Origin of the sequence: Streptomyces sp. NBC_00876, from assembly GCF_045207435.1 — a bacterium.
Lineage (GTDB): Bacteria > Actinomycetota > Actinomycetes > Streptomycetales > Streptomycetaceae > Streptomyces.
The window spans coordinates 7,228,414-7,251,820 of record NZ_CP108800.1 but is presented as its reverse complement, the minus strand read 5'-3'; the positions used below and the strand labels follow the sequence as shown (position 1 = coordinate 7,251,820).

Here is a 23,407-nt window from a genome sequence, read left to right as displayed (position 1 = left end):
GTGTGGGGGCCACAGACCAGCAGCGGGCGCGCCGTGCGTCCACGGTCACCGGCCGAAACGCTGCGGGTGACCAGTGCGGCAGCCCGCCGGTTGTGCACGTGCACAGAGGCGGGACGTGCCCGGTCGCTCCGTGCCGCGACCGGTGCCATCCTCACGACGGCGGTCCGGCGGACCGGGCCGTGGCCCGGGGCACGGAAGCGGCCCCCAGGGGTGTGCGGAGAACGGAGCGGGCATGCGGCAGCGCGGGGACGAGCGGGAGTGGGCGCTGCTCGACGCGCTGCTGGACGAGCGGGGGCGGCCGGATCTCGTCACGTCGGCGGGCGCGGTGCTGGGGCTGCCGGAGCGGGGCCGGTACGCGGTGGCGGTGCTGCCGCCGCACGGGCGTCCCGGGTCTCGGACACCGGATGCGCAAGGGATGCGGTTCCTCTGGCGGCCGCGGCCGGAGCGGGAGATCGCGGTGGTGGCGCTGGGCGAGGCCGATCCGGCGGCGGTCGCCGCGCTCCTGTCGGCCGGGGGGCTCGGCCCCGGAGGTGTCAGCCCGGTGGTGGACCGTCTGGCGGCCCTGGGCACGGCCCGGCGGCTGGCCGATGCGGCGCTGCTGACGTGCGGGCCCGGCGGGGAGGAGGTCGTCTGCCTGGCCGGCCGGGTCCCCGCGGCCCTGGTGGCTGGCCAGCCGGCCCTCGCGGCCTACCTGGCCACGGACGTGTTCGGCCCGCTGCTGGCCCGCGACCCGGCGGACCGGGCGCTGCTGGTGTCGACGCTGGACGCGTGGCTGGAGTGCGAGGGGTCGCCGGGGCGGACGGCGCTGCGGCTGTGCTGCCACCGCAACACGGTGCTGAACCGGTTGCGGCGGCTGGAGGAGCTGACGTCACGGTCGCTGTCGCGTCCGCGCGAGCTGGTGGAGCTGGTGCTGGCGCTGGACGCGGTACGGCTGCTGCCGCGGGGTGTTTCGAGCCCCTCCGGCGATTGAGGAGGGCGGGGAACGGGGGCGGAGCCCCCGAAGGGCCCGCGCCCCCGTCGCCTCAGCGCAGGAAGTCCCGCGCGATGGACTCCGCGGCCCGCTCGAGCAGCGGTCCCGCCTCGGCCATGCAGACCGCCGGATCCGGCTCCAGCTCCGTGAGCGCGTAGGCGCGGCGGATGCCCGCGCGCCCCAGCGCCTCCGGTGCCAGCGCCAGGCGGCCGCAGACCGCGACGACCTCGATGCCCTTGGCGCGGGCCGCCGCGGCGACCCCGGCCGGCGCCTTGCCGTGCAGGGTCTGTTCGTCGAGGGAGCCCTCACCGGTGATGACCAGCGTCGCGCGGGCCAGCGCGGGCGCGAACCCGAGCACGTCGAGCATCACCTCGATCCCGGGCCGGAACCGCGCACCGAGAGCGACCAGGGCCCCGTACCCGATCCCGCCCGCCGCACCCGCGCCCGGCAGCTGCGCGTGGTCCGGTCCCAGCACCGAGGCGTAGCGGGCGAGCGCCGCGTCGAGCACCGCGATGTCCTCCTCGGTCGCGCCCTTCTGGCGTCCGTACACCTCGGGTGCGCCCTTGGGCCCGGTCAGCGGGTTGTCGACGTCGCTCGCGAGGATCAGGTCGACCCCGCCGAGCCGTGCGTCGAGCCCCGACAGGTCGGCCGTGGCGAGGTCGGCGAGTCCGCCGCCGCCTGGGCCGACGGGCTTGCCGTCGGCGTCCAGGAACCGTGCGCCGAGCGCGGCCAGCATGCCCGCGCCGCCGTCCGTGGTCGCACTGCCGCCGACGCCGAACACGATGGTCCGCGCACCCGCTTCGAGTGCGGCGAGCAGCAGCTCGCCGGAGCCGTACGTGGTGGCCGTGAGCGGGGCGAACACGCCGGCGGGCAGGTGCTGGAGGCCGGAGGCCTCGGCCATCTCGACCACGGCCGTGGTGTCGCGCACCGCGTACGCCGCGGTCACGGGGTCGCCCAGCGGCCCGGTCACCCGCGCCTCGCGGCGCTCGAATCCGGCGGCCACCGCGGCCGCCACCGTGCCGTCGCCGCCGTCCGCCACGGGCAGGGTCTCGACCTGCACCTCGGGGGCGACGCGCCGCAGCCCGGCCGTCACCCGCTCCGCGACCTGTACGGCCGTGAGCGAGCCCTTGAACTTGTCCGCCGCGACGAGCACGCGTGCGGTCTCCATCACTGCTCCGTCCGTCACCTTGTATCCCTTTGCTTTCGAACAGGCAGTCGCGCCGCCCCGACCCTATCCGCAGCACCCCCTCCCTGCCCATGGGTGTCCGTGCCCTGGACCTGCGACGCCCCGCAACTACGCTGCTCCTGTGACTACCAATGACTACGCCACATACATCGCCGGACTCCCCAAGGTCCTGGCCGGCGCGGCCTGTATCTTCCGTGACGCGCAGGGCCGGGTGCTGATCGTCGAGCCGAACTACCGGGAGGGCTGGACGCTGCCCGGCGGCACGATCGAGTCGTCGGACGGCGAGACCCCGCGGCAGGCGGCGCGGCGCGAGTCGGCGGAGGAGATCGGTCTCGATCTGGAGCCGGGCCGGCTGCTCGCGGTCGACTGGACGCGTGGCAGTGCCCGGCCGCCGATCGTGGCCTACGTGTACGACGGCGGAGTCCTCGACGAGGAGCAGTTGAAGGCGGTCCGGCTCCAGGAGGAGGAGCTGCTGTCGTGGAAGCTCGTCGCGCCCCCGGAGCTCGGGACCTATCTGCCCGGCGGGCTCGGCCGGCGGGTGGGTGCGGCCCTGGGGGTGCTGGAATCCGGGGCGGGCGCCGCCGAGTTGGAGGACGGCAGCCCCGTCGCCTGAGGCACCGGTACGGTCCCGGGCATGACTGCCACATCGCCGCTCCACACCACCCGGGCCTCGTACGACACCGTCGCCGTCGACTACGCGTCCCTGCTCGCCGACGAGCTCGCGGCCAAGCCGCTGGACCGCGCGATGCTCGGTGCCTTCGCCGAGTGCGTGAGGGCCGACGGCGGCGGTCCGGTCGCCGATCTCGGCTGCGGACCGGGCCGGGTGACGGCTTATCTGCGGGACATCGGGCTGCCCGCGTTCGGCATCGATCTGTCGCCCGGCATGGTGGCGGAGGCCCGTCGGCGCCATCCGGACCTGCGGTTCGACGAGGGGACGATGAGCGCCCTGGATCTGGCGGACGGATCGCTGCGGGGAGCACTCGCCTGGTACTCGCTCGTCCACACCCCGCCGGAGGAACTGGAGCCGTACGCGGCCGAGTTCCACCGGGTGCTGGCCCCGGGCGGCCATCTGCTGCTGGCCTTCAAGGTGGGCGACGAGCGGGTCCGCCTGGAGCACGCGTACGGACATCCCGTGGACCTCGACGTGTACCGGTTCTCCCCTGAGCGGGTGGCCGGGCTGCTCGTGCGGACCGGATTCGAGGTGCAGGCCCGGCTGATCCGGGCGGCGGACCCGTGGGAGGCCACCCCCCAGGCCTTTCTGCTCGCGCGGAAGGCCGGGCGGAAGGCCGATCGGAAGCCGGGGCAGGAGGCCGGGCAGGACACCCGCCGGAAGACCGGGGAGCAGACCGGGGAGGGGGCCGGAAACGAGGCCGGGGAGCACTGACCAAGGGCTGTCCCATCCCCGGCGGATCAGCGCGCGGCGTCAGATGCGGTGCATCGCAAGGCGGAGGGACGTCCGCATACTGGACGTATTCGGGCGTTCCGACAACGCGGCGAGGCGCCGTAGCTGTCGTCGTGCGCCCGTCTGGGATTACGGGACGGCCCTCAGGCGTCCTGCCCGGGTCCGTCCGGCCGATGCCCCTGCGGCCCGTCGTCCTTGTGCCGCCGGTAGTAACGGGCCACCCGGGCGCGGTTGCCGCAGCGGGCGGCCGAACACCAGCGGCGGCGCGGGTGGGCCGGCAGAAACAGGAGCGTGCAGTCGTCCGCCTCGCACTCGCGGACCTTTCCCAGCTCCGGATCCACCAGCAGGCCGACGACCTCCTCGGCCAGCGCCGCCGCCACCCGCACCCCGAGCGGACCGGTGCGGCGGACCGTCGCCACGACGGCGTCCCCCTGCCACTGCGCGTACCGGACGGCGGGGGCGGCGAGCTGCGCCTCGTTGAGGCCGCGCAGGGCGGATGCCGGCGGGCGCTCGCCACGGCGGGCCGCCGCAACGGCCAGGGCCGCATGCGTACGGACGGCGCGCACCGCCGCCGCATCGTCCGGGCTCACCTCCCGGGCTGCCGTGTCCGCGGGCAGCCGTTCCGCCTCCAGGTCCAGCCAGGCCCGCAGCCCGGCCGCGTCGGCCAGATGATCGACCGGGGGGCCCTGCGCCGCGTACGGAAGCGTGTTGAGCAGGTCCAGGGCGAGCGGCTCGCCGGTCAGGGGCTCAAGACCATTCATGACGCTAATGCTAACTCACTCGCTTGACGCATTAGGTCGCGCTCGCGTAGAACTAATGCATCAGGCCATCAAGGAGGCATGTGAACATGGCGATTCAGGCTGTTCCTCAGATCCGTCACCGGCACATCGAGGTCGACGGCGTGCGTGTCTTCTACCGCGAGTCGCTCCCCGCCGGTCCGGGCGACGACGCCCCCGTGCTTCTCCTGCTGCACGGCTTCCCGTCCGCCTCGCACCAGTTCCGCCGGCTGATGGACGCCCTCGGCGCCCACTACCGGATCATCGCCCCGGACTACCCGGGCTTCGGGCACAGCGACGCCCCCGCCTCCTCGACCGCCGGCGGCCCGTTCACGTACACCTTCGACCGGCTCGCCGACATCACCGAGGGCTTCGTCCAGCGGCTGGGCCTGTCCCGTTTCGTGATGTACGTGTTCGACTTCGGCGCCCCCGTCGGCTTCCGGATCGCCGCCCGCCACCCGGAGTGGATCGCCGGTCTCGTCGTCCAGAACGGCAACGCCTATGCCGAGGGGCTGTCGCAGCAGGCCCGCGACTTCATCGCCCTCCGCCCGGAGAACCCCGATGCGGCCGGGATCGTGCGGTCGCTGCTCACGCTGCCGGCGACCCGGGGCCAGTACGAGGGCGGCACCGCCGACCCGGAACTGGTCGCACCGGACGGCTGGACCCTGGACCAGCACTTCCTCGACCTGCCGGGCCGCACCCAGCCGCAGCTGGACCTGGCCTTCGACTACCACTCCAATGTGGCGCTCTACCCGCAGTGGCAGGAGTGGCTGCGCAAGCACACCCCGCCGGCGCTCATCGTCTGGGGAACGGGCGACATGTTCTTTCCCGAGCCCGGCGCCCGCGCGTATCTGCGCGACCTCCCGGACGCCGAGCTGCACCTCTTCGACACCGGGCACTTCGCCCTGGAGGACCACCTGCCGCAGATCGCGCCGCTGCTCGCGGACTTCCTGGACCGCACGTGGGCGGCACAGGGCCCTGTGCGGTAATGTTGACGGCTGCGAAGGGGAGTAGCCCTGCAAACCGGTCGTCGACACACTGGAACCTCCGGGTTCCCGGTGGCCGGGCTCGTGGATCATTGCGGGCGGGCGAGACCTTCGGTCAGGTATGACACGCCCACGCCCTGTGGGCGGTGCCGTCATGCCGGGCCGAGTGGTCCTCCGAGACAGCCCGAGTGGCGCTTCGCGGAAGATCCGGGGCCCGGCTCCAAAAGAAAGCCACCCGGAATGCATCTCGACCCCCTGGCGATCCTCACCGCTTTCGGGCTGATCTTCCTCGCGGAGCTCCCCGACAAGACGATGTTCGCGTCGCTGGCCATGGGCACGCGCATGCGCCCGCTCTACGTCTGGTTCGGCACGTCGTCCGCGTTCATCGTCCATGTCGCCATCGCGGTCGGGGCGGGCGGCCTGCTCGGCCTGCTGCCCGGCTGGATCGTCAAGCTCGTCTCCGCCTCCCTCTTCGCCTTCGGCGCCTTCATGCTGCTCCGGGCCGACGCGGGCGACGACGAGGACGAGGACGGCCCGAAGACGGTGACCGGCTTCTGGCCGGTGTACTCGACCGCCTTCATGGCGGTGTTCATCAGCGAGTGGGGTGACCTCACCCAGATCACCACGGCCAACCTGGCCGCGAGCAACGGCGCCTGGTCCACCGCCATCGGGTCCGCCGCCGCCCTGATGTCCGTATCGGCGCTGGCGCTGCTCGCGGGCCGGTTCATCGCCAAGCGCGTACCGCTCAAGACGGTTCAGCGCATCGGCGGGCTGTGCATGCTGGGCCTGGCGATCTGGACGGTCACCGAGATCTTCACCGGCTGACCGGACCTGAACGGCGAAGGGCTCCGCGTGTCTGCGCGGAGCCCTTCTGCGTACAGCCCCGTACCGCCCTAGAACAGCGCAGGGGCGCTGTCCTGCGTGCCGTTCTCGAAGGCCAGCAGCCGCTGCTTGCGGTCGAGGCCGCCGCCGTATCCGGTGAGGCCTCCCGAGGCCCCGATCACCCGGTGACAGGGCACGATGATGCCGATGGGGTTCTTGCCGTTGGCCAGCCCGACCGCGCGTGAGGCACCGGGCTTGCCGAGGTTCTCGGCCAGTTCCCCGTACGAACGGGTCTCGCCGTACGGGATCCGCCGGAGCCCGGCCCAGACGCTGCGCTGGAACGGGGTGCCGTCGAGGTGCAGCGGGAGGTCGAACTCCCTCAGTTCACCGGCGAAGTAGGCGTCCAATTGCTCGATGACCTCGTCGAAGGGACCCGGATCGGGCACCCCGAACGTCTCCTCGGGCGGCCTGTGTCGCTGACCTGTCATATAGAGGCCGGACAGGACCCCGTCGGTGGCGACGAGGGTCAGCGGGCCGTAGGGGCTGTCGGTCACGGTGTGCTGCCGGGGCGCGGGGGTGGTGCGTACTGCGGTCACGAGGAACTTCCTTGTGCGGGAAGGTGGTTGATGGGGTGGTCGTCGACGGTCCACAGATACTGGACGGCGTAGGCCCGCCAGGGCCGCCAGCCCGCCGCACGCGCGGTGAGCGCGGCGGGTGTCGAGGGCAGGCCGAGCTGTTGCGCGGCCCGCCTGATGCCGAGGTCCGTCGGCAGGAAGGCGTCCGGGTCGCCCAGGGCCCGCATGGCGATGACCTCGACCGTCCAGGGCCCGAACCCGGGCAGTGCGGTCAGTTCGGTCCGTGCCCGCTCCCAGTCGCTGTCCGTGCCCAGCCGCAGCGACCCGTCGGCCAGCGCCCCGACGAGCGTGGTGAGCGTCCTGCGACGGCTGCGGGGCAGGGCCAGCTGCTCGGGGTCGAGTCCGGCCAGGGCCGCGGGTGCCGGAAAGAGATGGGTGAGGCCGCCCTCCTGGTCGTCGACGGGCGTGCCGTGCGCGGTGACCAGCCGGGCCGCATGGGTGCGGGCGGCGGCGGTGGACACCTGCTGGCCGAGCACGGCCCGTACGGCGAACTCCGGCCCGTCGACGGTCCGCGGCACCCGGCGTCCCGGCGCCTTGTCGACCAGCGGGGCGAGCAGCGGATCGGAGCGCAGCTGCTCGTCGACGGCGACCGGGTCGGCGTCCAGGTCCAGCAGCCAGCGGCACCGGCTGATGGCGAGGGTGAGGTCGCGCGGGTCGGTGAGCGAGAGCCGGCACGCGATGTGGTCGGGGTGCGGGGTGAGGGCGACGATGCCGTGTCCGTTCGGCAGGTCGAGCGTGCGGCGGTAGGCGCCGTCGCGCCACTCCTCGACCCCCGGGACGGCTGTCGCCGCGAGGTGCCCGAAGAGGTTGCTGGGGTTGAGCGGGGCACGGTACGGGAGCCGCAGCGCTATCACGCCGGGTGTGGCCGGCGGGTTCGCCGACCGGGACGCACGGCTGCGCAGCTCCCCCGGCGCGAGGGCGAAGACCTCGCGGACGGTGTCGTTGAAGGTGCGGATCGAGGAGAACCCCGCCGCGAAGGCGACCTCGGCCATGGGCAGCCCGGTCGTCTCGATGAGCACCCGCGCGGTCTGCGCCCGCTGCGCACGGGCCAGCGCCAGGGGCCCGGCGCCCAGCTCCGCGAGCAGCTGCCGCTCGATCTGCCGCGCCGAGTACCCGAGCCGGCCGGCCAGCCCCGGTACGCCTTCCCGGTCGACGACCCCGTCCCGGATGAGGCGCATCGCGCGGGCCACGGAGTCGGCGCGGGCGTTCCACTCGGGCGATCCGGGGCTGGTGTCGGGCCGGCACCGCTTGCAGGCCCGGAACCCGGCCTGCTGGCAGGCGGCGGCACTCGGGTAGAAGGTCATGTTCTCGACCTTGGGCGGCACGACGGGGCAGCTCGGCCGGCAGTAGATCCGGGTGGTCAGGACCGCCGTGAAGAACCAGCCGTCGAACCGGGAGTCCTTGGACTGGACGGCCCGCACGCAGCGCTCGGTGTCGGTGTGCATGGTTCAAGCATGGGGCACTCCCCGACCCCGGGGCTGGCGGAAATCCGACATCAGCGTCGAGCTGCCAGGGCCTGTGCGCTCTCCGGTCATGAGTTGACAGGGGAGGGCGCGGTGAGACGCTTGAGGGAGCCCCGGTGCCCCCGGGCGGGCCCGAGGCCCGTTGCCGCCGAGCGGTGCCCCGGCCGCGCACCCGCGCCGGTACGGACACATGGCCGCGCGCCCCGCGCCGGTACGGACAGGTGGCCGCACATCCCGCACAGGTACGAAGAACGCAAGGGAGAGCCCGCCATGACGGACGCGTCGTCCGCGCCGATCTGTTCGCATCTGGACCAGGTGCGGCGCGTCACTCCGGACAGTCCCGATTCCTGTACGCAGTGCGTGGCGCAGGGTGACACCTGGGTGCATCTGCGCGAGTGCCAGAGCTGCGGTCACATCGGCTGCTGCGACTCCTCCCGCAACAAGCACGCCACCGCCCATCGCTCCGCCACGGGACATCCCCTCATCCGCTCCTACGAGCCGGGCGAGACGTGGTGGTGGTGTTACGAGGACCAGGTGACCTTCGACGTGGACGGTGTCGGCCCGGCCCGGCCGGCCTGAACGCGGGCACGCCGCAGTGCGGTTGGCGGAGCCTGTCAGGTCTGCGCCGCCAGGGCCTCCTCGAACTCCACGTACGCGTGCGCGTCGAACAGCACGAACCGCACCTCCTCGACGGGTGCGGCGGCCTCCGCCAGCACGGTGCGGACGGCGATGCGGGCTCCGTCGTCCATCGGCCAGCCGAAGATGCCCGTGGAGATCGCGGGGAAGGCGACGGTACGGGCGCCCAACTCCATGGCCACCCGCAGGGCTTCGCGGTAGCAGGACTCCAGCAGGGCCGAGCGGTCCTGCGCGCTGCTCCAGACCGGGCCGACGGTGTGCACGACCCAGCGGGCGTCCAGTTTCCCCGCGGTGGTGGCGACGGCCTGGCCCGTGCGCAGCCCCTTGCCGTACTTCGACGCGCGCAACTCCCGGCAGGCGGCCAGGATCTCCGGGCCGCCGCGCCGGTGGATCGCGCCGTCGACCCCGCCGCCGCCGAGCAGGGAGGAGTTCGCGGCGTTGACGACGGCGTCGACGGACTGCCGGGTGATGTCGCCCCGGACGAGGGTGACGGTGACGGCGGAAGGGGTGCGCATGCCGCCATCATGCCGGTTCGGGCGGGTGTGCGCAGGGCTCCTGCGCAGGTGCCGGGTCAACGGCCGCCGGAAGGCCCCGATTCCCGCAGGCGCCGCCATACGGCCTTCGCCGCGTGGTGTCCGGACATGCCGTGCACGCCGGGGCCCGGCGGGGTCGCCGACGAGCAGATGTACACCGAGGGGTGTGCGGTGGCGTACGGCACCCGGGCCAGCTTGGGACGGATGACGGTCTGAAGCCCGGCGAAGGCCCCGCAGGCGATGTCGCCGTCGACGTAGTTCGCGTTGCGCGCGGCGAGCTGGGGCGGGCCCGTCAGCGCGCGGGCGAGCACGATGTCGCGGAAGCCGGGGGCGAAGCGCTCCAGTTGGCGTTCGATGACCTCGGTGGCGTCGCCCTCCCAGCCTGCCGGGACGTGTCCGTACACCCAGAAGACCTGCTTGCCCTCGGGCGCCCGGGACGGATCGCTGATGCTGGGCTGGGCGGTGATCAGGAACGGCACGCTCGGGTCGCGGCCGTTCACGGCGGACTGCAGCGCGGCGTTGATCTCGCCCGCCGTGGGACCGATGTGGACGGTACCGGCCCGGCGGGCCTCCGGCGCGGTCCAGGGGACGGGGCCCGACAGCGCATAGTCGATCTTGAAGCAGGAGGCGCCGTAGCGGTAGCCCCGGTAGGCGTGGCCCAGTCCGGCGATCCTGGCCAGCGCGGTCGGCGAGGTGTCGAAGATGTAGGCGCGGGCGGGCGGCAGTTCGTCCAGGCGCTTGACCTCCGTGCCGGTACGGATGACGCCGCCCTGCTCCCGCAGGTACGAGGCGAGGGCATCGGAGATCGCCTGGGAGCCGCCGCGCGGCACCGGCCAGCCCTTCTCGTGCGCGGCCAGCGCGAAGAGCAGGGCGACACCGCCCGTCGCGAGACCGCTGCCTGGGGCTATGGCGTGGGCGGCCAGTCCGGCGAACAGGCCGCGCGCCTTCTCGCCGCGGAAGCGGCGGGACAGGAGCGTGGCGGGCTGGATCGCGTCCAGGCCGAACCGCACCCAGCGGTACGGGTCGCGGGGCAGCCCGTCCCAAGGGGTGCGCAGGAAATCCTGGGCAAGGGTGTCCCAGTGGCCGGTGAACGGCGCGACGAGCCTGCGGTACGCGCCCGCGTCCTGCGGTCCGAACGACATGGCCGTCTCCGCCACCGAAGCGGCCAGCACGGCGGCGGAGCCGTCCGGGAAGGGGTGGGCCAGGGCGAGCGGCGGCTGCAGCCACTCCAGGCCGTGCCGGGCGAGCGGCATCGCGTCGAAGGCGGGTGAGCCGATGCCCAGCGGGTGGACCGCCGAGCAGGGGTCGTGGCGGAAGCCGGGGAGCGTGAGCTCCTCGGTACGGGCTCCGCCACCGACGGCCGGCCCGGCTTCGAAGACCTCCACGGCGAAGCCGCGACGGGCCAGTTCGACTGCGGCGGTCAGTCCGTTGGGGCCTGCCCCAACGACGACGGCATCGAGCATCGACGGCACCTTCGGACTCCTTCGTCAGCCGACGGGCGGAGCTCCAGGATATTCACAGGCACCGACAGTCCGGGCGCGGGTAGGGTCGCCGACGATGACTACACCGAACCCCGCACCGCTTCCCCACCCCGTCCCGCTTCCCGCCGCTCCCCCGCAACCGGAGGATTCCGGGCTGCGCCGCCGGATCGGCGAAATGGCCGAACAGCTGACCGCTCTTCCCGGCATCCGGGCCGTCGTCCTCGGCGGCAGCCGGGCACGGGGCACCCACCGGCCGGACTCCGACTGGGATCTGGGCCTCTACTACCGAGGGACACCGGACCTCGCCGCGCTGACCGCCCTGGCCGGCGAGTTCCAGGGGTCCCCGGTCGAGGTGGCCGGGCCGGGCGGCTGGGGGCCGTGGGTCAACGGCGGGGCCTGGCTGCGGGTGGACGGCGCTCCGGTCGACTGGATCCTGCGTGACCTGGACCGGGTCGAGACGGTCTGGTCCGACTGCCGGCAGGGCCGCTACGAAGTGGGGGTCCAGCCGGGGCATCCACTCGGCTTCTGGTCCCCCGCCTATCCGGGGGAGGTCGCCCTCTCGCGCGTACTCGCCGATCCCTACGGAGAGTTGACGGCCCTTCGCAACGAGACGCTCGACTACCCCGAGCCGCTGCGCAAGGCGCTGGCAGATGCGGCCTGGGAGGCGGAGTTCTCGGTCGAGGCGGCCCGCAAGTCGGCTCCGGCCGGTGACCGGCTCCATGTCTCGCTCTGCCTCTCCCGGGCGTTCGGCATCCTCGCCCAGTCGCTGCACGCCCACCACCGCACCTGGTGTCTCAACGAGAAGGGCGCGCTGGCCGCCGCGGCCGCTCTGCCGGAGACTCCCGCGGAGTTCGCCGAGCGGGCCGGTGAGGCGCTGGCGGGGCTGGACGCCGGAGCGGTGGAGAGGGCCGCGGACCTCGTCCGGGACGTGCGGGCGGTGCTGGGCCGTGGCCACGTCTAGGGCCTCTCGTTCGGATCACGCCGGGCTCGCGGGATCCGGCCTGGTCCAAACGAAAGCCCCTAGGATTCGGTCATGATCGCCGAACTGCAGTGCGTGGTGCTGGACTGCCCCGATCCCCTGCGCCTCGCCGAGTTCTACCACTCGCTGCTCGGCGGGCGGGTGAACCGGGTGGACCGCCGGTGGGCGCTCGATGACGACTGGGCGACGCTGCACACCGACGCCGGACTCGTGCTCGCGTTCCAGCGCGTGGCCGGACACCGGCCGCCGCAGTGGCCCGATCCGGAGCGCCCCCAGCAGTTCCACCTCGACTTCGGGGTCCCCGACCTGGACGCCGCCGAGCCGGAAGTGATCGCGGCCGGCGCGACCGTACTCGACGACGGGGCGGGGAGCGACCGCCCGTGGCGCATCTACGCCGACCCGGCCGGGCATCCGTTCTGTCTGGTCAAGCACGGAGCCGGCCCGTCCTGAGCGGGCTCAGTCCCGCTGGATGGCCGTGACGCAGCGGGCGAGCAGCTCGCGCAGGGTGTCGCGTTCCTGCGGGGTGAACTCGTCCGCGATGCGGCGTTCGATCCGTACCGCCTGCTCGTCCGCCAGCCGCAACGCCTCGGCGCCGGCTTCCGTCAGCCGCGTCTCCAGCATCTTCTGGTGCCACGGATGCACGGACCTGACGATCAGCCCACGCTCCTCCAGATGCTTGAGCACCGCCGCCATCGCCTGCGGTGTCACGAGACAGACGCGGGCCAGCGCCGCGCCCGACATGCCCGGGTGGTCGGCGAGGGCGAACAGCGCCGCGTACTGCGCGACGGTCAGATCGGCGCCCTTCAGCGCGGCGCTCTTGGCTGCCATGAGGGCCTGCTCTGCACGTTTGATGTCCGCGCCGAGGCGGTCTCCGGCGGTCATTCCCATGCTCGCGAGCGTACAGCCACGGGTACGCAACAAAGGACAGACACCTAACAGGCATGGAACACGAATCAAGGTCTTGATATAACTCAATACATGGATACCCGAGCCGCGCACAGCCCCGCACCCGCCACCTTCGACCGGACCGTCCTCATCACCGGTGCCACCCAGGGGCTCGGCCTCCATGTCGCCCGCGATCTGGCCGGGCGCGGCGCGACACTGCTCCTGCACGGGCGGAACCGGGATCGGCTCGAACGGACCGCGGCCGAGGCGCGGGAGATCTCGGACGGCCGCGCCGGGGTGCGCACCTACCTCGCCGATCTGTCCGACCTGGACCAGGTCCGGTCGCTCGCCGCGGCCGTCCGGGCGGCCGAGCCCCGGCTCGACGTCCTGGTCAACAACGCGGTGGCCGGCGGGGGCGCGCAGCCGCGGCTGCGCGAGCTGAGCGCCCAGGGTCATGAACTCCGCTTCGCCGTCAACTATCTGACGCCATATCTGCTGATCAGGGAGCTGCTTCCGCTACTGACCGCTTCCGCCCCGGCGCGGGTGGTCCAGGTGGCGTCGGTGGGGCAGTCGCCCGTCGACTTCGACGACGTCATGATGGAGCGCGGCTACGAGGGGCTCGAGGCCTACTGCCGGAGCAAGCTCGCGATGATCATGTCGACGTTCGACCTGGCCGCCTCGGAGACGCCCGGCAGCGGGGTCACGTTCAACGCTCTGCACCCGGCCCATCTGATGGACACCGAGGGGGTGCGGGCGTACGGGCTGACTCCGGCGACCTCCGTCGAGGAGGGGGTGCGTCCCACGGTCCGGCTGATCACCGACCCGGCGCTCGCGGAGGTCAGCGGCCGCTACTTCGACCGGTTCACGGACACGGCCGCCCATCAGCAGGCATACGATCCGCGGGCCCGCGAGCGCCTCGCCGCGCTGACCCGTGCGCTGCTGGGCGGCTGAGCGGGCGCCCCGTCAGGCGCCCGCGCGCAGGGCTGCCAGGACGCGGTCGGCCGTCGCGCGGTCGCGGGCGGCGGTGAACGGCAGGTCGTTGCCCCCGGCGATACGGAACGGAGCACCGGACAGCGTGGACTGGACGCCGCCCGCCTCGGTGACCAGGAGGAGACCCGCCGCGTGGTCCCAGGCGTACTCCCAGTTGAAGGCGAGCGCGTCCACGTCGCCGCGGGCGACAGCGAGGTACTCGAGGCCGGCCGAGCCGCAGGGACGGGCGTCGATTCCTTCGGTCTTCAGGCCGAGCAGGGCCCGCTTCTGCTCGTCCGTGGTGTAGTCGGGGTGCGACATCGCCACGTGCAGCACGGCTCCGGGCGCCGGCGAGCCGGAGCGTATCGGGTCGCCGTTGAGCGTGGCGCCCCGCCCGCGGACGGCGACGGCCATCTCGTCCAGGGCGGCGGCGTACGTCCATGAGGCCAACAGCTCGCCGTGGTGGGCCAGGGCGACCAGGGTGCAGAACGCCGGTTCGCCGCGGACGAACTGGCGGGTGCCGTCGACCGGGTCGACGATCCACACCGGTGCCTCGCCGCCCAGCGCCTCGTACACCTTCGCATCCGCGTGGACCGCCTCCTCGCCGACGACCACGGAGCCGGGCAGCAGGCGGCTCAGGGAGGCGGTGAGGTGTTCCTCCGCGAGCCGGTCCGCGGTGGTCACGAGGTCGTGCGGACCGTTCTTCTCGAGGATCTCGTGTGCGGCGAGCTGCCGGTAGCGCGGCATGATCTCGGCGGCGGCCGCTGCGCGGACCGCCGCCTCGACCTCGGTCAGGTCCCCGGCAAGGAAGTCATCGATCATGTCCCCAGCTAAGCACGGGCTGTCCGGACGCCGACGACCTGGTCATGACGGGAGCGTGGCCGGCCGGTGGCCGGTCAGCGGCCGACCGCGTAGCCCTGCATTCCGCGCGGGTTGGCCGCGGCGGACAGCACCCCTGTCTCCGGGTCGCGGGCCACCGCGCACATCCGGCCCTCGGACCAGGGGTCGCCGACAGTGACGTCATGGCCCCGGCGGCGCAGCTCCGCGATCACCTCCGGGTCCATGCCCTCCTCGACGGTGACGATGCCGGGGCGCATCCCGCGCGGGAAGAAGGAGCCCGGGAAGCTGTCGTTGTGCCAGTTCGGGGCGTCGATGGCGCCCTGGAGGTCGAGGCCGCCGCGGACCTCGGCGCGCAGCGCGACCGCGAGGAAGAAGTGCAGCTGCCACTGGTCCTGCTGGTCGCCGCCCGGGGTGCCGAACGCCATCACCGGGACGCCGTCGCGCAGGGCGAGGGACGGGGTGAGGGTGGTGCGGGGGCGCCGTCCGGGGGTGAGGGAGTTCGGCAGGCCCTCGTCCAGCCAGGCCATCTGGAGGCGGGTGCCGAGCGGGAAGCCGAGCTCGGGAACGACCGGGTTGGACTGGAGCCAGCCGCCGCTGGGGGTCGCGGAGACCATGTTGCCCCAGCGGTCGACGACATCCACATGGCAGGTGTCGCCACGGGTGGCACCGTCCGCGGCGACCGTCGCCTCCCCCGCGGCGGAGGTGACGACGTCCTTGGCGACCGTCGGCTCGCCGACGCCGGCGACCGGTATGCCCATGGCGTCGAAGCCGGATTCTCCGGAGGCGGCGGCGTGGGCGTGCTCGCTGAGGACCGGGGTGCGGCCGTCGGGGCTGCCCGGACGCAGTTCGTGCGAGGCCTCGTCGGTGATCAGGGCGCGGCGGGCGGCGTTGTACGGCTCGGAGAGCAGCGCGGCGAGCGGGACCTCTGCGGCGTCTCCGTACCAGGCCTCGCGGTCGGCCATGGCGAGCTTGCAGCCCTCGATGAGCAGGTGCACGTAGTCGGCCGAGCCGTACTGCGGCAGCTCGGCGGGGAGCAGCGCGAGCTGCTGGAGGAAGGCGGGGCCCTGGCTCCAGGCGCCGGCCTTGGCGAGCGTCCAGCCGTTCCAGTCGTACGTGGCGGGGGCCTCGTACGACGCGGACCAGCCGGCCAGGTCGGCGGCGATGAGGGTGCCGGTGTGACGGGTGCCGCTGGTGTCCATGGTGGGCACGGCCGCCTGGCGGACCAGGGCCTCGGCGATGAAGCCTTCTCGCCAGATCGCGCGGGCGGCCTCGATCTGCGCGGTGCGGTCGTCGCCGCCGGTCTCCTCGGCCTCGGTGATCAGCCGGCGCCAGGTCGCGGCGAGGGCGGGGTTGCGGAACAGCTCGCCGGACTTCGGGGACTTGCCGCCGGGGAGGTAGACGTCGGCGGAGGACTGCCACTCGGTCTCGAAGAGCCCGCGGACGGTTTCGACGGTCCGGCCGATGCGTTCGACGGGTGCGTGGCCGTCCTCGGCGTAGCCGATGGCGTACCGCAGCACCTGGGCGACCGTCTTGGTGCCGTGGTCGCGCAGGAGCAGCATCCAGGCGTCGAAGGCGCCCGGTACGGCGGCGGCGAGCGGGCCGGTGCCGGGGACCAGGTCGAGGCCGAGAGCGCGGTAGTGGGCGATGGTGGCGCCGGCCGGGGCGGGTCCCTGGCCGCAGAGGACCTGGACGTCCCCGTCGCTGGGCGCCAGGATCATCGGCACCTCGCCGGCCGGGCCGTTGAGGTGCGGTTCGACGACGTGCAGGACGAATCCGGCGGCGACGGCGGCGTCGTAGGCGTTGCCGCCGTCCTCCAGGACCGCCATCGCGGACTGCGAGGCGAGCCAGTGGGTGGAGGACACCATGCCGTAGGTGCCCTGGAGGGTGGGCCGGGTGGTGAACACGGATGCGGCTCCTTGCTACGACGTTCTGTGGTTCGTTGCGGATCGTACGTACAGGAGCCGGGCCCCCGGAACGGGGCCCGGCTCCGGCCGAGGTACATCACGGCGATCCGGTCGGCGAGGGACTCGACGGCTGCCAGGTCGTGGGTGTTGAACAGGCAGCCGAAGCCGCGGCCGCGCCGGCGGCCGGCGAGCGGTTCCCTGACGCGCCGTGATGACGCCTCTCCGCACCCGCCGCGATCAGCTCTGGATGACGAGCCGGAAACTCTGCGCCGCCGATCCGTCGCAGGAGCGCTGGACCAGTTGGACGCCCGCCGACGCGGACGCCGGCACGCTGAGGCACTTGCCGCTGTGCCGGGCGATGAAGTGGTACCGGCCGGAGGCCTCCCGTACCGGTTTCCACTGCTGGTTCGCGCCGCCGCCGTAGGTCCACAGCTGGAGTGGGGCCTGATCGGCCACGGACACGTTCGCCACATCGACGACCTGCCGGCCGTCCCCGTCCGCGGTGATCCGCACATGGCCGCCGTCCGTGGCCGGGAACGTGAACCGCTGGGCGGCTGTGCCGTTGCAGGTGTACTGCTGGATCACCGTGCCGTTGGCGGTGGCCGCGGCCCGCGCGTCCACGCAGTTCCCGTTGGCCTCGGCGATCAGGGTGTACGCCGACGTCTCGGAGATCGGGTCCCCGGGGGCCGGGTCTCCCCCGCCGCCCAGCCACTTCAGCCCGTCCACCACGAACCGGTTCTGGGTCTCACTGGCGAAGGTCGAGGACAGGGTCGTCCCCGAGCCGTAGTCCATGGCGTTGTGGCCGAAGTTCGCGTACAGCATCCGGTAGCCGGTGTTCGTCCACAGGACGGGGTAGTCGCCGCTGTACCAGGACTGGTTCGGATCCGTCCCCAGCGGGAAGCTCACCGGGTCCACGGAGGCCAGGACCTTGATGTCGGGACGGTCGCGGAGGTTGTTCTCCCAGGCGTACCACTCACTGACCGACGAGGTGAACGTGGCGGGCAGACCCGCGGTCGAGGGGTGCGTCCGGTCCTCGGTACGCAGCACCGCGGTGGTCGGGCCCCAGGTGTTCGACCTGAAGTTGCCGCTGCCGAGGAACTGGTCGTAGTACCAGGGCCATTCCTGCGCCCCGGTGGTGAACGCCGAGACGTGGAATCCCATCCAGGCGCCGCCGGAGCGCATGTACCGCTCGAATCCGGTGCGCTGGGAGGCGGTCTGCGGGGCGTCGTCGAGGAACAGCACCACCTGGTACTGGTCCGGGGTGATGCTGCTCAGCCGCTCCCAGTCGTTGGTGGAGGTGTAGGAGAAGTTGTTGGCGGCGGCGGTGGCGGGGAACCACCGGTTGGCCTCCTGGACGAAGCTGATGTGCGCCGCGTCCCATGTCCCGTTGTAGAAGGCGATCACCTTGAACGCGGGTGCCTGCTCGGCGCTCGGCGCGGCGTGTGCGGGGGCCGTGGTGAGCCCCAGCAACAACGCCGGCAGCAGGAGCAGCCATCGGCACAGCCGGCCGACGCCTCCTCGGACTCCGGCGGTGACCCTGCGGGTGTTCATGCGCATCCGTCCTTTCCGGACCGGGTGGGGGCCGGGCCGGATCCGGTGGAAGCCGGATCCGGCCCGGGGTGTCCTGGGGATGCCGCGGTGCTCAGGGGTAACTGACGAGGTTGGCCACGTTCGAGGAGGAGTTGGAGGGGCCGCCCCGCCCGTTGATGACGTGGCGGATGGTTCCGGTGCCGCCGAGCGAGACGGTCACCATGCTCTGGAACCGCACGTTCGGGTTGTCCGGGACCTCGAAGGCGTGCTCGGCACTCACGCCCGGGTCGGAACTGAAGAAGCAGTAGCTGCCGAGCCCGTACGCCTGATGACTGGTGACCGAGTCCGCGACCTTGTAGGCGGCGTAGCCCTGGGTGGAGCCGTTCATCCAGGACGCCTGGTCGGGTACGTCGTACGGCATCTCGTTCTGGTAGAAGTACGTGCGCCCGCCGTTGCCGTTCCAGACCGTCTGATGCTTCTGGTAGTGCTCGACGAACAGTCCGTACATGGTGACGTCGTCGCCGTTCACGACGAGCCCGGTATCGGCCCGGTTGCTGTTCCAGCCGATGCCGCTGCCGTGGTCGCCGCGCCAGATCCACATGTGGTCGCCGATGACGTGGTCGCTGTTGACCACCAGACTGGTGGTCGCCCGTCCCACGGCGGCGCCGCCGACCCGGAAGAAGACGTCGTGCAGCGAGGTCGGGTTGGTCGCGTGCGAGGCCGAGGAGCCTGCCGGGCCGACCTCCATCAGGGTCGGCGAGTTCGTCGTACCGGCGTCGAAGAGGATGCCCGCGACCTTGACCCCGTCGACGTCCGCGACCGTCATCGCGGTGACCCCGTTGTCAGGGATGAAGGTGGCGAGGCCGAGGCCGAGGACGACGGTGTCCGGCCTGGTCACCTTCAGGGTCTGGTCGAGGTGGTAGACACCCGGGGTGACCAGGAGGTTCTTCCCCTCGGCCAGTGCGGCGTTGATCTGCGCGGCCGTGGCTCCCGCCTTCACGACGAAGAACTTGTCCATGCCGATCGAGGTGCCCGCCGCGTTGCCGCCCGCCCAGGTGGTGCCCGAGGCGTTGCTGCGCAGGGCGGGCACGAACACCTGGTAGGCGCCGTTGCCGTCCACGTACAGGAAGGGCTTCTCGCGGACCACGGGGGCCTGGTTCACCGTGGTGTAGGGCGGGTTGGGGAAGCTGGTGGCCGGTACGCCCTGGCTGCCGACGAAGACCATGTTCCAGTTGGAGCCGGTCCAGCTGCCGAGCGTGGAGTTACGGGTGATCCACTGCTGCTGCGTGCCGGAGCGGACCTGGCCGTCGATCTTGGTGTCGGCCATGAATCCGCCGCTGGCCCAGCCCCCGTCGTCCAGGGCCAGATTGCCGCGTACGTGCATGCGCCGGTACGGGGCCGCCTGGGAGACGGCCCAGCGGTCGGTCCCGCCGGCCGGGTTCACCGAGAGGTTCTCGGCTCCGCGCCAGAAGTTCTGGGTGGCGTTCTGCGGCGGGAACCAGTCCGCCTCGGCGTGGACGGCGCCGTTGATCGTCACCGAGTCGGGGGACTGGCCGAGCCCGAGGACCTGGGTGTAGAAGCCCACGTTGACGTCGTTGCTGTACGTGCCCGGCTTGAACATCACCGCGTACCGCTGGTTGCCGAACTGGTTCGTCTCCTGCTGGCGGAAGACCGAGTCCAGCCGGCTCTGGATGGTGGCCGAGGGCATCGACGGGTCGAAGACCACCACGTTCGGCCCGAGGTCCACATCGCCCGGCGCGGTGCTCACCGGGGTGACCTGGAAGCGCTGGGCGGCGGAGTTGTTGCAGGTGTACTGGACGAGCTGGACGCTGTCGGCCGTGGAGGCGGCGGGCACGTCCAGGCACTTGCCGCTGTTGCGGTTGACGAAGTGGTAGGCGCCGCCGCCCTCGTCGACGGGCTGCCACTGCTGGTTGGTGCCGCCGCCGTACGCCCACAGGTGCACGGCGGCGTTGTCGGCGGTGGACACATCGCTCACGTCCACGACCTGGCCCGCGTCGTTGCGGTTGTTGATGCGTACGTAGCCGCCGTCGGTCGCGGTCAGGCTCCACTGCTGGGCGGTGGAGCTGTTGCAGGTGTACTGCTGGACGGCGGTGCCGTTGACGGTCGCGGCGGCGCGCGCGTCCAGGCACTTGCCGCTGCCGCTGTTGACGACGGTGGCCCAGCCGGCCGGGAGCGCGGCCGCGGCGGCGCGCGGGGCGGCTCCGGCCGGGGCCGGGGTGGCGGCCAGGACCGAACCGGCCAGGGCGCCGGCCGCGAACACCGCGGTCAGCGCCCGCCGTCGGCGGGTCGGCGAGGGACCGGATCGGCCCTCGGTGGGTCCGGGAAGGGATCTGAGCACGGTTACTCCTGTGCGGGTGAGACGGCTCGGTGGGGGGCGGTCGGTCAGCCGGCGTACTGGGCGAACACCTTCGTGAAGTCCCAGGGCTGCTGGGAGACGCCCGAGCAGGTGTCGGCGCCCCCGCCGGTGCACGGGCGGTCCCGGTTGACCGACCAGAACGTCAGCCGGGCGAGGTGGCGCTGCTGCGCGTACGCGAGGATGGTGCGGAAGTCGGCGACCGTGACGGTCTCGTTGTCGTCCGTGACGCCGTTCATCGAGGAGATACCGGTGTGCCGGTACGCCTGGTCGTCCGAGTAGCCGTAGGCGCTCTTGACGGTGTTCTTCAGCCCCTCGGCGGCGCTCACGGTGAGGCTGCCCATGTTCTGGCCGGCCCCGCCGAAGTCGAACGGCATGATGGTCCAGCTGTCCACGGTCAGACCGGATGCGGAGGCCTTGCGGATCAGGCTGTCGTCGGGGCCGCTCTGCCCGGTGCCGAAGGTGACGTACAGCTTGATCCCGGGGTTGTTGGCCCTGACGGTCTTCAGCGCGTCGACCGTGCGCTGCTGGACCGTGGCGCTGCTGTACGCCTCGGCCTCGATGTCGATGTCGATGGCCTTCAGCCCGTAGGCGTTGATGACCTTCTGGTACGCGGCGGCCAGTTCACCCGCGCTGGAGCAGGAACTCTCCAGCTTGTTGCCGCTCCAGCCGCCGAAGGACGGGATGACGTCGCCGCCCGCGGCCCGGACGGTGTTCACCGTCTGCTGGTCGATGCCCCCGGTCAGCGGCCTGCCGCCGTCCCACTGCGGGTTGCAGTAGCCGTTGCTGAGGACGAAGGCGAGGGTGAACCACTTGACCCCGGTGGCGTTCATGACGGTCGTCGGGCTGGGCGGGCTGCCCCAGCCGTTGTAGAGGTACGGGGCGACGGCCATCGCTCCGGCCGGCGTGGTCGGGTCTCCCCCGCCGCCCGCGGGCGCCGTCCACTTCTGGTTGGCGGCCCCGGTACAGGTCCAGATCTGCAGCCGGGTCGAATTGGCCGAACTGTTCCCGGCGACGTCCAGGCACTTGTCCGCCTGCGGGTTGACGATGTCGTGCGCCGCCGTGACGGTCCAGCGCTGGGCCGCGGAACCGTTGCAGTCCCACAGCTGGACGGTGGTGCCGTCCGCCGTTCCGCCCGACGTCACGTCGAGACACTTGCCCAGGGCCTTGAGCGTGCCGTCCGAACCGACGTCCCACTGCTGGGCGTTGCTGCCGTTGCAGTCGTAGAGCTGGACCGCGGTGCCGTTGGCGGTGCCCGCCGCGGCGACGTCGACGCACTTGCCGGCCAGGCCCGTGATCTGTCCGGTGGCGGCCGCCGCGCCCATGGCGGGTGCGCCGGTCAGTCCGGCCAGCAGCAGCGCGGCCGCCCCGGCGCCGAGTGCGCTGCGGATGCCGGGCGCGTGTGCGCGTACGGAGTGAGTGCCCATCAGCTGTTCACCGTCCACTTCTGGTTGGCCGCCCCGGTGCAGGTCCAGATCTGCAGCCGGGCCGAGTTGGCGGAGCTGCTCCCCGTGACGTCCAGGCACTTGTCCGCCTGCGGATTGACGATGTCGCGCGCCCCGCTGACCGCCCAGCGCTGGGCAGCCGACCCGTTGCAGTCCCACAGCTGGACCACGGTGCCGTCCGCCGTGCCGCCCGAGGCCACGTCGAGGCACTTGCCGCGGGCCCGGATCGTCCCGTCCGCACCCACGGTCCACTTCTGGGCACTGCTGCCGTTGCAGTCGTAGAGCTGCACCGGGGTGCCGTTGGCGGTGCCGGCGGCGGCGACGTCCACGCATTTTCCGGCCAGTCCGGTGATACTGCCGCCGGCCGCCGGGGGCTGGGTGTCACTGGTGGTGACGCGGACGTGGTCGACGACGAGTTGCTGGGGGAAGGTGGTGTTGCCGTCGGGGTCGCCGGGCCAGTAGCCGCCGACGGCGAGGTTGAGGATGAGGAAGAAGGGCTTGTTGAAGGCCCAGGTGTTGGAGCCGGTGTCGGCGGGGGTGCGGCGCTGGTAGACGTTGCCGTCGACGGACCAGGTGACGGAGTCGGGGGCCCAGTCGATGGCGAAGGTGTGGAAGGCGTCGGCGAAGGCCTGCCCGCCGGGGAGGGAGTATCCGGCGCCGATACCGGCGGATCCGGAGTAGCCGGGGCCGTGGAGGGTGCCGTGGACGGTGGAGGGTTCGTAGCCGACGTTCTCCATGATGTCGATCTCGCCGGAGTTGGGCCAGCCGACCTGTCCGATGTCGTCGCCGAGCATCCAGAAGGCGGGCCACATGCCCTGGCCACGCGGGATCTTCATCCTGGCCTCGACGTGGCCGTAGGTCTGGGTGAACTTCCCCGAGGTGTTCAGACGGGCCGAGGTGTACTGGCAACTGCCGTACCAGCACTGGTAGTTGTTCGGGTTCTCCTTGCGTGCGGTGATGACCAGGTGACCCTGGCCGTCCAGCGCGGCGTTGCTGTTGCCGGCCGTGTAGTACTGCCGCTCGTGGTTGTTGACGTTGTCGCCGGTCTCGATCTGCCACTTGCCGCCGTTCACGGCAGAACCGGCAGCGCCGTCGAACTCGTCCGAGAACGTCGTCACGGCGGCGGCCGCCGCCGTCTGCGGCGCCGGGGCGGCGGACGCGGGACCACTGCCGCCCGCGAGGGCGGTCGTGACCAGAGCGAGGGTGAGAACCGAGAGTACGGAGTGCAGCAGGCGCCGCGTACGGCGTGGGGAGTCCATGACTCTCCCTTCCGGTACATGAGGGGAGGAAGGGGAACCTGTCATGCATATGACATACATACGCATGACAGGTACAGGGCGCGGGGGACGTGCGAGAGCTGCGCCGACCGGGGTGGGGGTGCCGTGTGGAGCGTTCCGTGCGGGGTGTGACGGTGAAGCCGCTTAGTTCACTACGTGATTTAAGAAGTGAACTAAGCGGGTGTCAAGACCTTGGTACATACCACTGGCCGGCCCACCCGGAATGCGCCTCCGGAGTGCGAAAACGCCCCCGGCCCCGCTCCGGCGGTCCGTCACCCGGCAGGCATCCCGGCCAAGAGTCGAAGCGACAGTGC

At 72.2% G+C, this 23,407-nt stretch carries 22 protein-coding genes; 9 read left to right on the top strand and 13 right to left on the bottom strand.

The annotated features are described in order from the left end of the window. Nucleotides 1-232: 232 nt before the first annotated feature. Nucleotides 233-970 carry a PucR family transcriptional regulator gene (locus OG782_RS31785; RefSeq protein WP_406456875.1) on the top strand — a complete coding sequence of 246 codons (738 nt, stop codon included), beginning with the start codon at nt 233-235 and terminating at the stop codon, nt 968-970. A 52-nt stretch (nt 971-1,022) separates the two neighbouring features. Here the strand turns inward: OG782_RS31785 and OG782_RS31780 are convergent, their stop codons facing one another. After that, nucleotides 1,023-2,138, bottom strand: coding sequence for a glycerate kinase (locus OG782_RS31780; RefSeq protein WP_406459379.1), 1,116 nt, complete (start codon nt 2,136-2,138; stop codon nt 1,023-1,025). Nucleotides 2,139-2,277: 139 nt separating this feature from the next. On the opposite strand from OG782_RS31780, the gene OG782_RS31775 reads away from it, so the two are divergent. Further along, entirely contained in the window at nt 2,278-2,769 is a 492-nt protein-coding gene (locus tag OG782_RS31775) for an NUDIX domain-containing protein (protein WP_406456873.1), read from the top strand. A gap of 21 nt (nt 2,770-2,790) precedes the next feature. Further along, the gene (locus OG782_RS31770) at nt 2,791-3,540 is read left to right on the top strand and encodes a class I SAM-dependent DNA methyltransferase (protein WP_406456871.1); all 750 of its coding nucleotides are present in this window, start codon (nt 2,791-2,793) and stop codon (nt 3,538-3,540) included. 161 nt (nt 3,541-3,701) lie between these two features. On the opposite strand, the gene OG782_RS31765 is transcribed toward OG782_RS31770, so the two are convergent. Continuing rightward, nucleotides 3,702-4,319, bottom strand: coding sequence for a CGNR zinc finger domain-containing protein (locus OG782_RS31765; protein WP_406456869.1), 618 nt, complete (start codon nt 4,317-4,319; stop codon nt 3,702-3,704). Between the two features lie 86 nt (nt 4,320-4,405). Between OG782_RS31765 and OG782_RS31760 the strand changes: the two genes are divergently transcribed. Both OG782_RS31760 and OG782_RS31755 read left to right on the top strand, forming a co-directional pair. After that, nucleotides 4,406-5,323: an alpha/beta fold hydrolase gene (locus OG782_RS31760; RefSeq protein WP_406456867.1), complete on the top strand. Its 918-nt coding sequence runs from the start codon at nt 4,406-4,408 to the stop codon at nt 5,321-5,323. A 237-nt stretch (nt 5,324-5,560) separates the two neighbouring features. Beyond that, nucleotides 5,561-6,145, top strand: coding sequence for a TMEM165/GDT1 family protein (locus OG782_RS31755; protein WP_406456865.1), 585 nt, complete (start codon nt 5,561-5,563; stop codon nt 6,143-6,145). A 68-nt stretch (nt 6,146-6,213) separates the two neighbouring features. Here the strand turns inward: OG782_RS31755 and OG782_RS31750 are convergent, their stop codons facing one another. Next, nucleotides 6,214-6,738, bottom strand: coding sequence for a methylated-DNA--[protein]-cysteine S-methyltransferase (locus OG782_RS31750; protein WP_406456863.1), 525 nt, complete (start codon nt 6,736-6,738; stop codon nt 6,214-6,216). Further along, nucleotides 6,735-8,222, bottom strand: coding sequence for an AlkA N-terminal domain-containing protein (locus tag OG782_RS31745; RefSeq protein ID WP_406456862.1), 1,488 nt, complete (start codon nt 8,220-8,222; stop codon nt 6,735-6,737). Before OG782_RS31745 ends, OG782_RS31750 begins: the two co-directional genes overlap by 4 nt. 288 nt (nt 8,223-8,510) lie before the next feature. Here OG782_RS31745 and OG782_RS31740 point away from each other — a divergent pair, with 288 nt between their 5' ends. Then, nucleotides 8,511-8,819: a UBP-type zinc finger domain-containing protein gene (locus OG782_RS31740; RefSeq protein WP_406456860.1), complete on the top strand. Its 309-nt coding sequence runs from the start codon at nt 8,511-8,513 to the stop codon at nt 8,817-8,819. Between the two features lie 35 nt (nt 8,820-8,854). Here OG782_RS31740 and OG782_RS31735 read toward each other — a convergent pair whose 3' ends face one another. Both OG782_RS31735 and OG782_RS31730 read right to left on the bottom strand, forming a co-directional pair. Then, nucleotides 8,855-9,391: an O-acetyl-ADP-ribose deacetylase gene (locus OG782_RS31735; protein WP_406456859.1), complete on the bottom strand. Its 537-nt coding sequence runs from the start codon at nt 9,389-9,391 to the stop codon at nt 8,855-8,857. Nucleotides 9,392-9,447: 56 nt separating this feature from the next. Then, nucleotides 9,448-10,881, bottom strand: a complete 1,434-nt coding sequence (locus tag OG782_RS31730; RefSeq protein ID WP_406456857.1) for a phytoene desaturase family protein — start codon at nt 10,879-10,881, stop codon at nt 9,448-9,450. Between the two features lie 184 nt (nt 10,882-11,065). Here OG782_RS31730 and OG782_RS31725 point away from each other — a divergent pair, with 184 nt between their 5' ends. After that, nucleotides 11,066-11,851 (top strand): nucleotidyltransferase domain-containing protein, encoded by a 786-nt coding sequence (locus OG782_RS31725; protein WP_406459377.1) that lies wholly within the window; start codon nt 11,066-11,068, stop codon nt 11,849-11,851. 72 nt (nt 11,852-11,923) lie between these two features. Beyond that, nucleotides 11,924-12,319 (top strand): VOC family protein, encoded by a 396-nt coding sequence (locus tag OG782_RS31720; RefSeq protein WP_406456855.1) that lies wholly within the window; start codon nt 11,924-11,926, stop codon nt 12,317-12,319. Between the two features lie 6 nt (nt 12,320-12,325). Here OG782_RS31720 and OG782_RS31715 read toward each other — a convergent pair whose 3' ends face one another. Further along, nucleotides 12,326-12,757 carry a MarR family winged helix-turn-helix transcriptional regulator gene (locus OG782_RS31715; RefSeq protein ID WP_406456853.1) on the bottom strand — a complete coding sequence of 144 codons (432 nt, stop codon included), beginning with the start codon at nt 12,755-12,757 and terminating at the stop codon, nt 12,326-12,328. Between the two features lie 90 nt (nt 12,758-12,847). Between OG782_RS31715 and OG782_RS31710 the strand changes: the two genes are divergently transcribed. Beyond that, the gene (locus OG782_RS31710; RefSeq protein ID WP_406456851.1) at nt 12,848-13,705 is read left to right on the top strand and encodes an SDR family NAD(P)-dependent oxidoreductase; all 858 of its coding nucleotides are present in this window, start codon (nt 12,848-12,850) and stop codon (nt 13,703-13,705) included. Nucleotides 13,706-13,717: 12 nt separating this feature from the next. Here OG782_RS31710 and OG782_RS31705 read toward each other — a convergent pair whose 3' ends face one another. From OG782_RS31705 to OG782_RS31680, 6 genes are all read right to left on the bottom strand, one after another. Beyond that, nucleotides 13,718-14,545 carry an inositol monophosphatase family protein gene (locus OG782_RS31705; protein WP_406456849.1) on the bottom strand — a complete coding sequence of 276 codons (828 nt, stop codon included), beginning with the start codon at nt 14,543-14,545 and terminating at the stop codon, nt 13,718-13,720. Nucleotides 14,546-14,619: 74 nt separating this feature from the next. Further along, a complete protein-coding gene (locus tag OG782_RS31700) occupies nt 14,620-16,467 on the bottom strand; it encodes a gamma-glutamyltransferase family protein (protein ID WP_406456847.1) in 1,848 nt (615 codons plus the stop codon). Between the two features lie 237 nt (nt 16,468-16,704). Further along, a complete protein-coding gene (locus OG782_RS31695) occupies nt 16,705-18,018 on the bottom strand; it encodes a ThuA domain-containing protein (RefSeq protein ID WP_406456845.1) in 1,314 nt (437 codons plus the stop codon). Between the two features lie 91 nt (nt 18,019-18,109). Further along, entirely contained in the window at nt 18,110-20,356 is a 2,247-nt protein-coding gene (locus OG782_RS31690; protein ID WP_406456843.1) for an RICIN domain-containing protein, read from the bottom strand. 44 nt (nt 20,357-20,400) lie between these two features. Then, the gene (locus OG782_RS31685; protein ID WP_406456841.1) at nt 20,401-21,798 is read right to left on the bottom strand and encodes a ricin-type beta-trefoil lectin domain protein; all 1,398 of its coding nucleotides are present in this window, start codon (nt 21,796-21,798) and stop codon (nt 20,401-20,403) included. Next, nucleotides 21,798-23,075, bottom strand: coding sequence for a ricin-type beta-trefoil lectin domain protein (locus tag OG782_RS31680; RefSeq protein ID WP_406456839.1), 1,278 nt, complete (start codon nt 23,073-23,075; stop codon nt 21,798-21,800). The genes OG782_RS31685 and OG782_RS31680 overlap by 1 nt, the downstream gene beginning before the upstream one ends. Nucleotides 23,076-23,407: the final 332 nt, after the last annotated feature.

What these genes read in the sequence shown, in the direction of transcription:
- OG782_RS31720 (WP_406456855.1), top strand. Translation starts at nt 11,924, where the DNA reads ATGATCGCCGAACTGCAGTGCGTGGTGCTGGACTGCCCCGATCCCCTG.
- OG782_RS31725 (WP_406459377.1), top strand. Translation starts at nt 11,066, where the DNA reads ATGGCCGAACAGCTGACCGCTCTTCCCGGCATCCGGGCCGTCGTCCTC.
- OG782_RS31740 (WP_406456860.1), top strand. Translation starts at nt 8,511, where the DNA reads ATGACGGACGCGTCGTCCGCGCCGATCTGTTCGCATCTGGACCAGGTG.
- OG782_RS31760 (WP_406456867.1), top strand. Translation starts at nt 4,406, where the DNA reads ATGGCGATTCAGGCTGTTCCTCAGATCCGTCACCGGCACATCGAGGTC.
- OG782_RS31785 (WP_406456875.1), top strand. Translation starts at nt 233, where the DNA reads ATGCGGCAGCGCGGGGACGAGCGGGAGTGGGCGCTGCTCGACGCGCTG.
- OG782_RS31685 (WP_406456841.1), bottom strand. Translation starts at nt 21,798, where the DNA reads ATGGGCACTCACTCCGTACGCGCACACGCGCCCGGCATCCGCAGCGCA.
- OG782_RS31705 (WP_406456849.1), bottom strand. Translation starts at nt 14,545, where the DNA reads ATGATCGATGACTTCCTTGCCGGGGACCTGACCGAGGTCGAGGCGGCG.
- OG782_RS31745 (WP_406456862.1), bottom strand. Translation starts at nt 8,222, where the DNA reads ATGCACACCGACACCGAGCGCTGCGTGCGGGCCGTCCAGTCCAAGGAC.
- OG782_RS31710 (WP_406456851.1), top strand. Translation starts at nt 12,848, where the DNA reads ATGGATACCCGAGCCGCGCACAGCCCCGCACCCGCCACCTTCGACCGG.
- OG782_RS31680 (WP_406456839.1), bottom strand. Translation starts at nt 23,075, where the DNA reads ATGGACTCCCCACGCCGTACGCGGCGCCTGCTGCACTCCGTACTCTCG.
- OG782_RS31770 (WP_406456871.1), top strand. Translation starts at nt 2,791, where the DNA reads ATGACTGCCACATCGCCGCTCCACACCACCCGGGCCTCGTACGACACC.
- OG782_RS31780 (WP_406459379.1), bottom strand. Translation starts at nt 2,138, where the DNA reads ATGGAGACCGCACGCGTGCTCGTCGCGGCGGACAAGTTCAAGGGCTCG.
- OG782_RS31755 (WP_406456865.1), top strand. Translation starts at nt 5,561, where the DNA reads ATGCATCTCGACCCCCTGGCGATCCTCACCGCTTTCGGGCTGATCTTC.
- OG782_RS31715 (WP_406456853.1), bottom strand. Translation starts at nt 12,757, where the DNA reads ATGGGAATGACCGCCGGAGACCGCCTCGGCGCGGACATCAAACGTGCA.
- OG782_RS31735 (WP_406456859.1), bottom strand. Translation starts at nt 9,391, where the DNA reads ATGCGCACCCCTTCCGCCGTCACCGTCACCCTCGTCCGGGGCGACATC.
- OG782_RS31695 (WP_406456845.1), bottom strand. Translation starts at nt 18,018, where the DNA reads ATGAACACCCGCAGGGTCACCGCCGGAGTCCGAGGAGGCGTCGGCCGG.
- OG782_RS31765 (WP_406456869.1), bottom strand. Translation starts at nt 4,319, where the DNA reads ATGAATGGTCTTGAGCCCCTGACCGGCGAGCCGCTCGCCCTGGACCTG.